The sequence below is a fragment of the Exiguobacterium sp. SRB7LM genome, assembly GCF_015712685.1.
GTDB classification, from domain to species: domain Bacteria; phylum Bacillota; class Bacilli; order Exiguobacteriales; family Exiguobacteriaceae; genus Exiguobacterium; species Exiguobacterium profundum.
On sequence record NZ_VWVR01000006.1, the window covers coordinates 474,917 to 489,469 of the forward strand.

20 protein-coding genes are annotated in these 14,553 nt (G+C 46.6%); all 20 read left to right on the forward strand.

What is annotated here, in order from left to right; all coding sequences use genetic code 11:
• Window positions 1-9: 9 nt before the first annotated feature.
• Window positions 10-789: a GTP-sensing pleiotropic transcriptional regulator CodY gene (gene codY / locus F3H97_RS03210; protein WP_074037253.1), complete on the forward strand. Its 780-nt coding sequence runs from the start codon at window positions 10-12 to the stop codon at window positions 787-789.
• Between the two features lie 272 nt (window positions 790-1,061).
• Complete coding sequence (gene flgB / locus F3H97_RS03215) at window positions 1,062-1,430, forward strand: flagellar basal body rod protein FlgB (protein WP_074037939.1); 369 nt, start codon at window positions 1,062-1,064, stop codon at window positions 1,428-1,430.
• Window positions 1,431-1,433: 3 nt separating this feature from the next.
• On the forward strand, window positions 1,434-1,862 hold the full coding sequence (gene flgC / locus F3H97_RS03220; RefSeq protein WP_074037252.1) for a flagellar basal body rod protein FlgC: 429 nt from the start codon (window positions 1,434-1,436) through the stop codon (window positions 1,860-1,862).
• Between the two features lie 13 nt (window positions 1,863-1,875).
• A complete protein-coding gene (fliE, locus tag F3H97_RS03225; protein WP_074037250.1) occupies window positions 1,876-2,157 on the forward strand; it encodes a flagellar hook-basal body complex protein FliE in 282 nt (93 codons plus the stop codon).
• A 22-nt stretch (window positions 2,158-2,179) separates the two neighbouring features.
• The gene (fliF, locus tag F3H97_RS03230; RefSeq protein ID WP_196430543.1) at window positions 2,180-3,751 is read left to right on the forward strand and encodes a flagellar basal-body MS-ring/collar protein FliF; all 1,572 of its coding nucleotides are present in this window, start codon (window positions 2,180-2,182) and stop codon (window positions 3,749-3,751) included.
• Window positions 3,752-3,756: 5 nt separating this feature from the next.
• Window positions 3,757-4,764, forward strand: coding sequence for a flagellar motor switch protein FliG (fliG, locus tag F3H97_RS03235; RefSeq protein WP_026826250.1), 1,008 nt, complete (start codon window positions 3,757-3,759; stop codon window positions 4,762-4,764).
• Entirely contained in the window at window positions 4,748-5,473 is a 726-nt protein-coding gene (locus F3H97_RS03240) for a FliH/SctL family protein (protein ID WP_159562088.1), read from the forward strand. The genes fliG and F3H97_RS03240 overlap by 17 nt, the downstream gene beginning before the upstream one ends.
• Complete coding sequence (gene fliI / locus F3H97_RS03245; RefSeq protein WP_159562089.1) at window positions 5,460-6,779, forward strand: flagellar protein export ATPase FliI; 1,320 nt, start codon at window positions 5,460-5,462, stop codon at window positions 6,777-6,779. The genes F3H97_RS03240 and fliI overlap by 14 nt, the downstream gene beginning before the upstream one ends.
• The gene (locus F3H97_RS03250) at window positions 6,776-7,210 is read left to right on the forward strand and encodes a flagellar FliJ family protein (protein WP_159562090.1); all 435 of its coding nucleotides are present in this window, start codon (window positions 6,776-6,778) and stop codon (window positions 7,208-7,210) included. Before fliI ends, F3H97_RS03250 begins: the two co-directional genes overlap by 4 nt.
• A 1-nt stretch (window position 7,211) precedes the next feature.
• Window positions 7,212-7,778, forward strand: coding sequence for a MotE family protein (locus tag F3H97_RS03255; RefSeq protein WP_196430544.1), 567 nt, complete (start codon window positions 7,212-7,214; stop codon window positions 7,776-7,778).
• 22 nt (window positions 7,779-7,800) lie between these two features.
• The gene (locus F3H97_RS03260; RefSeq protein WP_196430545.1) at window positions 7,801-8,889 is read left to right on the forward strand and encodes a flagellar hook-length control protein FliK; all 1,089 of its coding nucleotides are present in this window, start codon (window positions 7,801-7,803) and stop codon (window positions 8,887-8,889) included.
• The gene (locus F3H97_RS03265) at window positions 8,861-9,289 is read left to right on the forward strand and encodes a flagellar hook capping FlgD N-terminal domain-containing protein (protein ID WP_074037242.1); all 429 of its coding nucleotides are present in this window, start codon (window positions 8,861-8,863) and stop codon (window positions 9,287-9,289) included. Before F3H97_RS03260 ends, F3H97_RS03265 begins: the two co-directional genes overlap by 29 nt.
• An 18-nt stretch (window positions 9,290-9,307) precedes the next feature.
• The gene (gene flgG, locus F3H97_RS03270) at window positions 9,308-10,225 is read left to right on the forward strand and encodes a flagellar basal body rod protein FlgG (RefSeq protein WP_074037241.1); all 918 of its coding nucleotides are present in this window, start codon (window positions 9,308-9,310) and stop codon (window positions 10,223-10,225) included.
• Window positions 10,225-10,443, forward strand: a complete 219-nt coding sequence (locus tag F3H97_RS03275; RefSeq protein WP_031421671.1) for a flagellar FlbD family protein — start codon at window positions 10,225-10,227, stop codon at window positions 10,441-10,443. Before flgG ends, F3H97_RS03275 begins: the two co-directional genes overlap by 1 nt.
• Window positions 10,436-10,888: a flagellar basal body-associated FliL family protein gene (locus F3H97_RS03280; RefSeq protein WP_015881397.1), complete on the forward strand. Its 453-nt coding sequence runs from the start codon at window positions 10,436-10,438 to the stop codon at window positions 10,886-10,888. The genes F3H97_RS03275 and F3H97_RS03280 overlap by 8 nt, the downstream gene beginning before the upstream one ends.
• 9 nt (window positions 10,889-10,897) lie before the next feature.
• Entirely contained in the window at window positions 10,898-11,887 is a 990-nt protein-coding gene (fliM, locus tag F3H97_RS03285; RefSeq protein WP_159562093.1) for a flagellar motor switch protein FliM, read from the forward strand.
• Complete coding sequence (gene fliY / locus F3H97_RS03290; protein WP_159562094.1) at window positions 11,884-13,014, forward strand: flagellar motor switch phosphatase FliY; 1,131 nt, start codon at window positions 11,884-11,886, stop codon at window positions 13,012-13,014. Before fliM ends, fliY begins: the two co-directional genes overlap by 4 nt.
• Before the next feature lie 13 nt (window positions 13,015-13,027).
• On the forward strand, window positions 13,028-13,393 hold the full coding sequence (locus tag F3H97_RS03295; RefSeq protein ID WP_015881400.1) for a response regulator: 366 nt from the start codon (window positions 13,028-13,030) through the stop codon (window positions 13,391-13,393).
• Entirely contained in the window at window positions 13,390-13,884 is a 495-nt protein-coding gene (locus F3H97_RS03300; RefSeq protein WP_196430546.1) for a flagellar biosynthetic protein FliO, read from the forward strand. Before F3H97_RS03295 ends, F3H97_RS03300 begins: the two co-directional genes overlap by 4 nt.
• Window positions 13,881-14,546, forward strand: a complete 666-nt coding sequence (gene fliP / locus F3H97_RS03305; RefSeq protein WP_074037237.1) for a flagellar type III secretion system pore protein FliP — start codon at window positions 13,881-13,883, stop codon at window positions 14,544-14,546. Before F3H97_RS03300 ends, fliP begins: the two co-directional genes overlap by 4 nt.
• Window positions 14,547-14,553: the final 7 nt, after the last annotated feature.

Below are 14,553 nucleotides of genomic sequence, written 5' to 3' on the forward strand. Positions count from 1 at the left end.
ATAGAGAATATGAACTTACTAGAAAAAACACGCCAATTAAACACAATGCTTCAACAAGAGGCAAGTGCGCACGTTGACTTTAAAGAAATGGCGGACAAAATGCGTGAAGTCCTTGAGTCCAACACGTTTATCGTGAGCCGTCGGGGACGACTTCTCGGTTTTGCAATCAAACAACAGATTGAGAATGACCGGATGAAAGCATTCTTAGTCGACCGACAGTTCCCGGAGCCATATGCTTCGAACTTGTTCAATGTGAAAGAAACGACAGCGAACATCGATATCGATAGTGAATATACAGCGTTCCCAGTCGAGAACCACGATCTATTCCTCAACTCCATGACGACGATTGTTCCAATCATCGGTGGAGGAGAACGTTTAGGTACGCTCGTACTCGGTCGATTGGCGAATGAATTCACAGAAGATGATCTCGTTCTAGCGGAGTACTCTGCAACTGTAGTTGGAATGGAGATCCTTCGTGAGAAGGCTGCGGAAGCAGAAACGTCGGCACGTAAGAAAGCGGTCGTCCAGATGGCGATTAACTCGTTATCGTATTCAGAGCTTGAGGCAATCGAACATATCTTCGAAGAGCTTGGCGGAAACGAAGGATTGCTAGTTGCTTCCAAAATTGCCGACAGAGTGGGAATCACGCGTTCGGTCATCGTCAACGCACTTCGGAAATTAGAAAGTGCAGGGGTCATTGAATCACGTTCTTTAGGAATGAAAGGAACGTATATCAAGATATTAAATGACAACTTCTTGTTTGAATTGCAAAAACTGAAATCAAACTGAAATACAACTTTTGATGTGTGATTTCCATTGAAAACACTTTTAAAAGGGACTTTATTCCTAAAAAACCGCTTTCCTTGATAAGGAGGCGGTTTTTTTTAGTACAAAAGTAATTATTTTCACCTTTTGACGTGAATTCGACAAAAAGATATTAAGCCATTTACCTATGTTTTAAAAAATATCTTTCAGAACTGTTACAGATTTGTTTCAATGAAATAGTAGATTTTCCAAATGAGGTATATTTAGTAGTCATTATATGAAAGTGAGTGAACGCCGTGAATTGGATTGGTAGTGACTATCAATTACTAAAGCAAGCCATCAACCATTCAGTCCTTAACCAAAAAGTCATCAGTCATAACCTTTCAAACATTGATACGCCGAATTTCAAAGCCAAACAGGCTGTGTTTGAGCAGACGCTTCAGAGTGAGATGCGACTCAAGCTGCAAGGTGGTCGTCCGAGTGACTCGACCCAGTCGAAGGTCATCGATCGAGCTGGTGGCGCCATGAGGAGTGATGGCAACAATGTCGACTTGGATTATGAAATGAGTGAGCTGGCACGAAACCAACTCCAGTATGAGGCGATGATGGAGCAATTGAATCGTAGGCTCGGGGGATTAAAATCTGTTATTCGGGGAGGTCGTTAATCAATGGGAATGTTTGATAGTTTTCATATTTCAGCTTCAGCGTTGACGTCACAACGGCTACGAATGGATACCGTGTCGGCGAACATCGCCAACGCTCAGACGACTCGCGGGAGACTCGTGGACGGAGAGTGGCAACCATACACACGAAAGATGACCGTGTTGCAAGAAGCGCCATTCCGGAAGCAAATGGATGCCGTTAATGGAGGGGTGCAGGTATCTCAAATCATCGAAGACGATGCACCGTATAAATTGGCTTATAACCCGAATCATCCCGATGCGGATGAGCGAGGGTACGTACAAATGCCGAACGTCGATCTCTTGAAAGAAATGGTCGATTTGATGGGTGCGACTCGTTCGTACGAAGCAAACATTGCAGCGATGAACGCCTCGAAGGCGATGCTCGTAAAAGCGATGGAGATTGGTAAAGGATAAGGAGTGTTAACGGATGCAAATTAATCCAATTCAATTGATGAGCCCAGAACTCACGCCATCACTGAATAAAACGAACCCATCTCAATTTGGGTCATACTTGAATGAAGCGATGAACGCATTGAATGAGACACAACAAGCGACTAGTCAAGCCCGTAAAGATTTGGCGGTCGGGAAAGCTGACCTTCATCAGGTGATGATTCAAAGTGAAGAGTCGTCGATTGCGATGCAACTTGCCATCGAGGTGAGGAACAAGGCTGTTGAGGCCTATCAAGAAATGATGCGAATGCAAGTTTAATTGTAGAGGATGACAAGTTGCGATGAATGAACAATTAAAAGAACGATTCAAATCCATGACCGGTGCATTAAAGGCGATGCCAGCGAAACGTAAACTCGTATGGGGCATCTCGATCGCGGTCATACTAATCGCGGCCCTCGTACTCACATTCTTCCTTTCAAGGCCAAACATGGCACCTCTCTATACAAACTTGTCTGCTCAAGAAGCGGGCGAAGTGACAGAGAAGTTGACAGCAGACGGGGTACAGTCGGAAATCAAGGCGACTTCGAACGGTGTGAGCGTGTATGTGCCGACTGAAATGGTCGATCAGTTGAAAGTGAGTTTGGCTGCAGCCGGGATTCCAAAGTCCGGCTCGATTGATTATAGTTTCTTCAGTGAAAACGCAGGGTTCGGAACGACAGACCGTGAGATGGCTGTCATCGAACGTAGTGCGATGCAGACGGAGCTCGAGCGACTCATCACACAGATTGAAGGAATCAATCAAGCGAAAGTAATCATCTCACTTCCTGAGAAGTCTGTCTTCTTGGCAGAAGATCAAGGTGAGCCTACCGCGTCCATCGTCTTGAACATCGGAGCGGGGACGAATTTAGAACCAAACACAGTAAAAGGTCTCTATCATTTGATTAGTAAGAGTGTCCCGAACTTGAAACCGGAAAACATTTCAATTATGGACCAATACTTCACGTATTATGATCTCGACCAGACCGTTGTTGCTGGAGGTTCCTCGTCAGATCCATTGGCGTTGAAGCGACAAGTCGAAAAAGACGTACGTCAACAAATCCAACAGATGCTCTCGGTTCTACTCGGCGAACGGAGCGTACTCGTTTCCGTCACAGCAGACATCGACACGACACAAACGGCTGAAGAACAGAATCTTGTCACGCCGGTCGATGAAGAAAACATGGAAGGCATCGTCACGTCTGCCGAACGGATTGCTGAAGCATACACTGGCGGAACAGGTACGGCGACAGAAGCGACGGGAACTGGTGAGAACGACACAATCAACTTCCCGGCAGCGACTGGCGATGGCACAGAAGAAAGTGAAAAGAATCATGAAATCATCAATTACGAGGTCAACCGCATCACGAAGCAGATTCAAAACGCACCATATACGATTCGTGACCTCGGGGTCCAACTCATCGTTGAACCACCAGATGGCGCAACAAGTATCGATCCGCAGTTAGAAGGCGACCTCGAGACGATGATGTATTCCATTATTCGGACGTCGTTAGCGAAGACGGATGAAGCCATCACGGATGCTGAACTCGAACAGAAAGTTGTCGTCGTGTCGAGACCGTTCGCTGAAGTGGAAGAGGTTGCAGCAACAGACCAACCGACACCTTGGTGGATGTATGCGGCAGCGGCGGGTGCAGTCGTAATTCTTGCCTTGATCTTCTTCGCGATGCGTAGACGGAAGCAAGAGGTTGTGGAAGAGACGAACGAATGGGAAGTTCCATATGAAGATGAAGTACCTGACCTAGACCTCGAAGAGCGAGGCGAAGGTGCAGTGAAGAAGAAACAGTTAGAAAAATTAGCTGAAAGTAATCCAGAAGAGTTTGCTAAACTGCTTCGTACTTGGATGTCTGAGGAGTGAGTAACGTGAACTATGCAAAACAATCGAATCGCGAAAAAGCAGCGATGCTCATGATTTCCCTGGGACCTGAAGTGGCAGCGAACGTCTACAAACATCTTTCAGAAGAAGAGATGGAACAACTGACGCTTCAAATTTCAGCGTTAAAAAAAGTGTCCCCGGAAGAAAAGGATAGTATTCTCGGTGAGTTCCATGAACTCGCCATGGCACAAAGTTATATCACTCAGGGTGGAATCGGGTTTGCGAAAACTGTCCTTGAAAAAGCAGTTGGTGAAGACAAGGCGATGGCATTGATTCATCGTCTGACTTCCACCTTACAGGTCAGACCGTTCGAGTTTGCACGAAAAGCAGACCCGAAACAGTTATTGAACTTTATCCAAAACGAGCACCCACAGACGATTGCGTTAATCTTAGCGCATTTAGAACCCGTCAAGTCAGGGCAAATCCTCTCGGAACTTCCACCTGAGATTCAATCGGAAGTCGCAAAACGGATTGCGACGATGGATCGACTCAATCCAGACGTCATCCATGAAGTGGAACAAATCCTTGAGAAGAACTTGTCGCAGACGGATATGCAAGATTATGCCCAATCTGGTGGAATCGAAGCAGTCGTCGAAGTCTTGAACGGTGTAGACCGGACGACCGAACGTACCATTCTCGATGCGCTCGAAATCGAAGACCCGGAACTTGCAGAAGAAATCAAAAAGCGGATGTTCGTCTTCGAAGATATCGTTACGCTCGATTCTCGTGCGATTCAACGAATCATTCGCGAAGTGGCGAACGACGACTTGTTACTTGCGCTCAAGGTCTCTTCGGAGGAAGTCAAACAAATTATCTTCAAAAACATGTCACAACGTATGGTCGAAACGTTCAAAGAAGATATGGAATTCATGGGACCGGTACGGTTGCGTGACGTCGAAGAGGCACAGAGCCGAATCGTCGGAATCATTCGTCGCCTAGAGGACGTCGGTGAGATTGTAATCAGTCGAGGTGGAGGAGATGACATCGTTGTCTAATGTGATCAAACGCCAACGTGCAACATCGAATATTCCGCAACGGATTGAATCCAAGCGCTTAGAAACACCCATTATAGAACCGAATGACGGAATCAATCATCACGATGTCATTCAGTCGCGCTATGAGAAGTTGAAGCAGGACGAAGAAGCATTTCAACAGTTTCAGTTGACCGAAGTCGAACAGTTGGAGCGGTTGAAACAACAGGTGTTCGAGGAGGCGCGTTCAGAAGGGTATCAGGAAGGTCTCCTTCAAGGTAGACAGGACGGATTGGCTGAGTTCGAGGACATCACCACAAGATTAAATTCCGTTTCGACCGAACTTGAACTCTTATTTGAAGAAAAATGGAGACAAGCGGAAGAACAACTCATTGAGCTGGCAATCTCGGTCAGTGCACATGTGACAACGGAACTTGTTAGGAAAGATGAAGAACTCTTTGCGACGATGATCCGTGATCAAATGTCACATTGGATCGATGCCGAAGCAATCACAATCTTTGTTCATCCGACACGTCTTGCCTCGATTCAGCAATTCGAAGCGATGTGGCGGACAGAAGAGACACCCCCTTTGAAATATCGTGGGGACGGATCATTGGATGAAACGGCAGTCCGAATCGAGTCGCCACATCGTGGGAATGAAGTCGATTTAACGTATAGTTTCGAACGGATTCAAGCTAAAATCGAGGAGGTTTTAGCGGATGGTGCTTATTGAGCAGGTTCTTGACTCAATCAAGCAGTCTTCGGACGGCGAGTTCACACGAAAAATCGGTCGAGTTTGCCGTGTCATCGGATTGATGATTGAGTCGAATGGGCCGAGTGCATTTGTCGGAGAACGCTGTTTGATTGTCCTTCCGTCGAATGAAACGGTTGAAGCAGAGGTTGTCGGATTCAATGAAGAGCGTGTTCTGCTCATGCCATACGGTGAAACTACGCAAATTGCGCCAGGGTGTCTTGTAAAGGGAACGGGAAAAATGCTTCAAGTTCCTGTAGGGGAAGAGTTGATCGGTCAAGTGCTCGATGGTTTGGGACGTCCACTTTCAGGTGAGCGTCTTGTGACCGGCAAGCGTTATGACGTTCAACGTAAACCTCCGAATCCTTTGAATCGACCAAGGATTTTAGATGCGCTGTCGACCGGTGTACGCATGATTGATGGACTGTTGACTGTAGGAAAAGGACAACGGGTCGGTTTGTTTGCTGGTTCCGGTGTAGGGAAGTCGACCTTGCTCGGGATGATTGCCAAACGATCTTCGGCAGATATTAACGTCATCGCCTTGATTGGAGAACGGGGTCGGGAAGTAAAAGAGTTCATCGAAAAAGAACTCGGACCAGAAGGCATGGCTCGTTCCGTCGTGATTGTAGCGACAAGCGACCAACCCCCGCTTGTCCGGTTGAAGGGAGCTTACACGGCGACCGCGATTGCCGAGTACTTCCGGGACCAAGGGAAAGAAGTGGTCTTGATGATGGACTCGGTGACACGTTTTGCGATGGCACAGCGTGAGATTGGTCTTGCGACGGGCGAACCCCCAACATCGAAAGGGTACACCCCATCCGTATTCGCCATGTTACCTCAACTATTAGAGCGAAGTGGAACAGCGGCGACAGGTTCAATCACTGCGTTCTATACGGTCCTCGTCGACGGGGATGATATGAATGAACCGATTGCCGACGCGGTGCGGGGGATTTTAGACGGACACTTTGTGATGGACCGGGCGCTCGCAAACCGTGGGCAATTCCCGGCAATCCATGTACTGAAATCCATCAGTCGGGTCATGAACCAAATCGCTTCCCCTTCACACAGAGATGCAGCTCAAACGTTCCGCAGTTGGCTTGCGACCTATATTGACGCGGAAGATTTAATCAATATCGGAGCGTATAAAAAAGGCACCAATCCTTCAATTGATACCGCTGTGGAGAAATATCCATACTTGTTGACGTTTTTGAAACAATCAATCGAAGAAGATGCTGCTTTCGAACAGACGATGACCCACTTGTCACATATTGCACGAGGTGAATCATGAATAGACTCATATTAGAACGAATCATGCCGATTGCGGAACATGAAAAAGAAGATGCCGCCATAGAAGTCAGAGGATTTAAGGCAAGACTTGAGACAGAGATGGAGAAGCTATATGACCTTCTTCTCATGTATGAGTCGCTCATCAAACACCAAGACGAACAATCTGGAAACATCGACCTTCTCATGTCGCAGTATCGAGAAAAGACGCGAGAGCAAGTGAAACGTCAAATCGAAACGCAACAGCTCGTCGTACAACAGGCCCGCAATCGCTATCATGCGTCGCAAGAACGATTGCTCGGTAAAGTGGTGGAAGAAAAGAAATACGTGACACTCCATGAAAAGGTCAGCATGCAAGAGATGACGGTAGCTAAACTTACAGAGCAACAAATGATGGATGAACTTGCTGTGATTCATCATGGGAAAGGGAAGTAGCATGGCAAAAGAGAACAATAAACGAGGCAAGCAAATGATTGTGGCGTTGGTCCTCATTCCAGCAATCTTCATCTTAGTCGGTGGGATTGTCGTCATGAACTATGCGATGGACCGTCCGCTCTTATCCGTTCCCTTATTAGAAGTGAACGAGGACGAGAAAACGGAAGAATCAAAAAAAACGGAGACGCAGGTGAATGTGACGGGAATCGATTCGGACGCAGCGAACCGATTAAAAGCAGCGAACAGTGAGATTGAAAAACTTCGCAACGAAAATGTTGAATTGACGAACGAAGTAAAGGCTAGACAAGAAGAAATCACCGATTTGATTCGTGAACGAGATCGACTCGTCTCGGAACTAGAGGCAGCGTCAAAAGAAGAGGAGACCTCATCTGATGTCGCCAGCGTTTATGAAGAAATGTCAGCCAAACAGGCGGCAGCTATTATGGGTGAACTCGAAAGCCCTCAAGTTGCTGAACTGTTGAAGGAGCTATCACCTAAGCAACAGGCAGACATCTTAGGACGAATGAATGCGCAACAGGCTGCGGTTGTGACGCAGCTTCTCCAATGAACACAAGAAGGGAGGACCAACATTGAATATCGCTTTATTGACGCAAGCCATTCAAGGATCGATGGCTCGTACTGGAGCAGTGGAGGGAGAATCACAGGGAGCAGGTGGATTTTTAAGCCTCCTTTCTGCGATGCTTGCCCCAATGCAAGGCTCAGGGGAGCAGGCAGAACTTCCTCAACTTGAAGAAGGTGTGCTTCCTGAAGGATCAGTCGATTTGGAAAAAGTGGCACAGGAACTCGAAACATGGTTTCAAAAGCCTGATACATTGAAGTGGCTAAAATCACTGCCACAAGATGCGTATCGGACGTTTATGGATGCATATGTAAGTTTACTCGGTCAATTGTCTAATCCTTCGCCTGAGACTGAAATCCCGTCTTCGGTTTTACCGGCGATTGTACAGACGACGACTACGCCGAAAGTCCCTACGACGAAGCAAACAGAGGGAAATACTCAGACGACCAACATTGCACTGACTCAACAAGTTCCAAACCAAGAACTTGCCAAACAGGTTCAAACGATGCAACGAATCATCACACAGTATAAAGGACCAATCGAAGGTACATTGAAAGAAGTTCCCGTCTTGCCAAATGTTGAAACCGTAAAAATCGCAAAACCTGCGCTACAGCCAAATAACGTAGACTGGATGCCGAAAGGGATGAACTGGTCAAGACCACAGATTGACGTGGACACGGTCATGTATGCTTCGAAAGGATCCCTTCCTGAAAATTTACAAGCTCGGATTGAAGCGGCTTTGCAAAAGGCACCGTTCAAAAGTGGGGCGGATGGTTCAAAAGTCTTCACTGTAAGATTGTATCCGGAGCAGTTAGGGGAACTCGTCGTCAAGCTAGAGCGGAAGAATGGAGAACTTGTCGTCAAGATGTTTGCCAGCAATCAAGAGGCGAAGCAACTGATCCAGTCACAGGTTCAACAGTTGCAACAAACGTTGACACCCCATTCGCAAAACGTTCGGATCGAGGTCAACTTGACACAGCAAGCGCTCGATTCAAAATCAGCCTTGTCAGATGGTTCCGAGCAACCAGAACAAGAACAACCACAAGAACAGCCTAAAGGAGGGTCTGAAGATGACGAGCATCCAACCGAAGACGAATGATTATACATTGCCAGATCAGTCGCTCCCAAAAGCGACAAATCAATACGATAAAGACATGTTTATGAAGTTGCTTCTCGCTCAAATCGCGAACCAGGACCCGATGTCACCGATGGAAGATAAAGAATTCATCGCACAAATGGCACAGTTCTCATCGCTCGAACAAATGCAAACGATTTCGAAACAACTCGATTCTGTTCTCGTTGACCGTCACATGTCTTCGATTTCTGAATACAGTAGCATGATTGGGAAAACAATCAACTTTACAACCGAAACGAGTGAAGAGACGACGAAAGGCACAGGTCGTGTCGTTTCCATTTCTCGTAACGACTTAACCGGATATATGGCCGATCTTGAAGACGGAACATCCGTCAGCGTGTACGATATCACATCGATCAAATAAGCATAGGAGGAATGCATTATGTTAAGAGCAATGTACTCAGGAATCAGTGGATTGAAGAACTTCCAATCGAAGCTAGACGTCGTCGGGAACAACATCGCCAACGTCAATACGTTTGGTTATAAAAAAGGGCGCGTTACCTTTAAAGATCTCGTTAGCCAGCAAGTCGGAAGTGCGTCGGCTGGGAATGCGACAACAGGTGGTATTAACCCGAAGGAAGTCGGTCTCGGGGGCACCATGGCGACGGTCGATAACGTATATAACCAAGGCGCAATGCAAAATACAGGGCGTGCGCTTGATGTCGGGATTTCAGGTGAAGGATTCTATGCGACGATGGTCAATGGTCAAATCCAATACACTCGAGCAGGGAACTTCTATACGGACAATCAAGGAAACTTGGTGACGGGCGACGGTACGTACCTCATTGGATCACGGACTAGTACTTTGCCAGCATCTGGAACTCCAGGAGTGGCTGCGACTCCAGTTGCAGGAGATTTCACTGGACCAGGAGCAGATTTGGCATTCTATGCAGCGGATGATACTACTGCAAAAGCACCTGAGTATGGACGAATTAAAATCCCAACAGATGCTCGTTCACTTTCAATCAGTAAAGACGGACAAGTTAGTTTTGTTGATGGTGCGGGTGAATTACAAATCGCTGGGTATATCGTGACGTCGAACTTCTCGAACAACGCCGGTTTATCAAAAGTCGGTGCCAACAACTTCGTACAATCGCAAAACTCCGGTGCTCCACAGTTTGGTGTACCTGGTTCTGACGGTCGTGGTGAACTTGTCTCAGGCGCACTCGAAATGTCAAACGTTGACCTTTCAGAAGAGTTCACAGAAATGATCGTGGCACAGCGTGGATTCCAGGCGAACACACGCATTATCACAACATCGGACGAGATCCTTCAAGAGCTCGTCAACTTGAAACGCTGATGATTCGCGTCACGGCATTTCGCGGTGAGGAGTTCGTGCTGAACGCTTTGCTCATCGAAACGGTGAAGGCAGAGCCCGACACGATCATCCAATTGTTTAATGGCAAAACATATCTCGTAAAAGAAACGAAAGATCAAATCATTGAACGAACTGAAGCCTTTTACCGCTCAATCGGTTTAGTCGGAACGATGTTCACAAGAGGTGAAGAAGATGAGTGAAGAAGAAAAGAAAAAAGGTGGCGGCCTAAAAGTCGTAATCATCCTGCTTGTCGTCCTGCTCGTCATGGGCGGTGCCGGTTTCATGACTTACAAATATGTCTTTGGTGATAACGTCACTGCTAAAACGAAACCTGTCACAGCTGAAGAGTTGGCAGAACGGAGTTTCATGACTGATGACATGACGACCAACATTCAAGACGAGCGTTTCATCAACGTTCAATTTACGATTGTCACAGATTCGGCTGAAACGAAAGAGAATTTAGAACTACGCAAGTTCCAAGTTCACAACGTCATTTTGGGTGATTTATCCGGGATGACGAAAGCCCAATTGGCAACAAAAGAAGATATGCAAAAGTTCGAACAAACATTACGAGAACAACTTAACGGACTGCTTGAAGAAGGTGAAGTCCAACGCGTCTATATGACGAAGAAAATTATTCAGTGAGGTGGCATCATGGGAGAAGTACTGTCTCAACAAGAAATTGATGCCTTACTATCTGCTTTAAGCAGTGGGGATGTCGAAGCGGACTCCTTTCTCGCGCAAGAGGAAGAGAAGAAAGTTCGACAATACGACTTCAAGCGAGCCGTTCGATTTTCAAAAGACCAAATTCGCAGCTTAACTCGGATTCACGAACATTTCACGCGAATGCTCACGACATTTTTCTCGGCTCAACTTCGCACATATGTTCAGTTTTCGGTCAACTCGGTCGAACAATTACCGTACGATGAATTCATTCATTCCATTCCGAGCATGACGATGATCAACTTGATTGAGGCGCCACCGTTAAACGGACGATTCATCATCGAAGTCAATCCGAACATCTCATACGCGATGCTAGACCGGTTACTCGGAGGTCCTGGTGTCGAGATGGATAAAATCGAATCGTTCACCGAAATTGAGATGCGGATTTTGACGCAATTGTACAAACGAGCCTTTTCGACTTATGGGGATGCTTGGGAATCGATTGCTGAGATTAAAGCAGAAATGTCAGCTGTTGAAGTGAATCCGCAGTTCCTGCAACTCGTTTCACCAAACGAAACGGTCGTCTTGATTTCGATTGGTGTGACGATTGGTGAAGTGAGCGGAACCATCAACGTTTGTCTTCCATTCGTGACAATCGAACCGGTATTGTCCAAACTATCGAGTCATTATTGGATGCAAGAAGCGAATCGACGGAATGCGAGTCAATCGAGTAAAGAGCCACTTAAAGCTCAATTGATGAACTCGACAGTCGAAGTTGTATCCTTACTCGGTGGGACGACAATCACGTTTGGAGATTTGTTGCATCTAGAAGTCGGAGATTGTTTGGCACTCGATCAATTAGCAAAAGAACCTCTGTCCGTCATGGTGGGGGAAAATAAAGTATTTAAAGGGCAAGTCGGTGTGAGCGGGAAGCGAATGGCGGTTCAAGTGCTTCACCGTGTGAAGGAGGAAGAGCAATGAGTGAGATGCTGTCACAAGATGAAATTGATGCGTTATTACGTGGGACAAGCGACAATACGCCGACGCCAGAAGTCGAAGCAAAAGAAGAACATTTAGATTCGATGGAGAGCGACGCACTCGGAGAAATTGGGAATATTTCATTCGGGAACTCGGCAACAGCCTTGTCAACATTATTACAACAGAAAGTTGAAATTACGACACCGGTTGTCAGTGAAGTGAGAATTGAAGCGTTACGCGAACGCTATCCCACTCCTCACGTGGCACTTCGAGTTGGCTATACAGAAGGAATCCAAGGGGAAAACGTTCTCGTATTGACTCGCGAAGATGCGGCAATCATCTCTGACCTCATGTTAGGTGGAAGTGGAGAGAATGTTGATCCGGAGAGCCTTGATGAGATTCGTTTATCAGCTGTTCAAGAAGCGATGAATCAAATGATGGGTGCGGCAGCAACGTCTTTATCGACGGTATTTTCGAAGAAAATTGACATCTCGCCACCGCTTGTCGAAGTGTTTGATGCAACAAAGAATCAGACAATCATCGATCGCCTTGAACTATGGGAGACGATGGTACTCATTGAGTTCAATCTCAAAGTAGGCACGTTGATTGATTCAACGATTGTCCAGATTGCACCAATTCAGTTTGGAAAGCAGTTAGTCGACGAGTTGATGAAAGCGACTGGAGAGGTCCAAGCGGCATCAGAACCGGTAAAAGAGCAGCCGAAAGCGGAAGCACCGAAACCACAGCCGCAAGCACAACAACCAGCACAGTCCGTTGCCCCACAACCAAACAAGCAAAAATCTATGCCGGAAGTAGCTGTGAGTCAGGCGGAATTCATGCCACTCCAATCACCGGCGTCACAAGAAACGGCCCCAGCAAATCTTGGGTTGCTGTATGATGTCCCGTTAAACGTGACAGTAGAGTTAGGAAGAACGAAAAAATCCGTTCGGGAAGTACTTGAGTTATCACAAGGCTCCATCATTGAACTCGACAAATTAGCAGGTGAGCCGGTAGACATTTATGTCAACCAACAGCGAATCGCTAGAGGAGAAGTCGTCGTCATTGAAGAAAACTTTGGGGTACGTGTAACAGAAATTATTCAACCGCATGAGCGGATCGGAATCGTTTAAGGAGGAATTTAGAATGAGTGCAAAAGTATTAGTAGTAGATGACGCAGCGTTCATGCGTATGATGATTAAGGACATTTTGACAAAGAACGGGTACGACGTAGTAGGTGAGGCGGAAAACGGAGCGGACGCTGTCGCGAAATATCGTGAACTCACACCGGATCTCGTCACACTTGACATCACGATGCCTGAGATGGATGGACTCGCAGCATTGAAAGAAATTCGTAGCTTCGACTCGAATGCGAAAATCATCATGTGTTCAGCGATGGGACAACAAGCGATGGTCATCGATGCCATTCAAGCTGGTGCAAAAGACTTTATCGTCAAGCCTTTCAATGCAGAGCGTGTCATCGAAGCAGTTTCTAAAACGGTCGCACAATGAAGAAATGGTGGTTGATTATTCTTCTCGTGGTTGGGCTCTTCGGTCCAACCACGGTTGAGGCCGCCACCGTAGACCAACAATTCGAGCAACAACAGACAGATGAACAGGAAAGTAACGTTCCAACGACAGCGTCAACCATTGGCAATGGCGTGAAAGTCGTGTTAAGTCTCGTGGTCGTGGTCGGCGGATTTATCGTTTTGATGCGTTGGCTCGGTTCCAAAACACAAGGCGTGAAAGCGACTCAACATATGAAACATCTCGGAGGCGTCCCTCTTGGGAAAGACCGCTCTGTTCAGCTCGTGAAGCTCGGTGACCAGGTATATGTACTCGGTGTCGGCGATTCGATTCAACTGATCGATCGACTTGATGTGGACACGATGGAGGAAGAGCAAACGGAAACCTTGTCACTCCGAACGTCAAATTCGAATGCATTTTTAGACACCTTTAAGAAACAACTCGCTCAGCTAGAAGAAGTGAGGAAGAAATCATGACAACGTTTGAGCAATTGATCAATTTAGAAACACCGGACAGTACATCGACATCCATCAAGCTATTGATTTTGTTGACATTGCTGACGCTCGCACCATCCTTTTTAATCTTGATGACTTGCTTTACCCGTGTCGTGGTCGTCTTGTCATTCATTCGACCGGCGCTCGGTACACAGCAAACGCCACCGAACCAATTGATTGTCGGATTGGCACTGTTCATCACACTGTTCGTCATGTCTCCAGTTCTCTCTGACTTAAATGAGAACGCATTAAAACCATACCTCGATGACAAGATCTCACAAAATGAGGCGTTCGATGAGGCAAGTGGGACGATGAAAGAGTTCATGTCGAAATATACAAGACAAGAAGATTTACAACTGTTCTTAAAGTATGGGAATTACGAGCAGCCGGAGACACTCGATGATGTACCTCTCCTCGCTTTGGTTCCTGCTTATGCGATCAGTGAGTTGAAGACCGCTTTCCAAATCGGCTTCATGATTTTCTTACCGTTTTTAATCATTGATATGGTAGTCGCGAGTGTCCTCATGTCGATGGGGATGATGATGCTTCCTCCAGTCATGATTGCACTGCCGTTTAAATTATTATTGTTTGTATTGGTCGATGGCTGGCACTTGATTGTGGAATCATTGCTTAGAAGTATGTAGGGGGAAC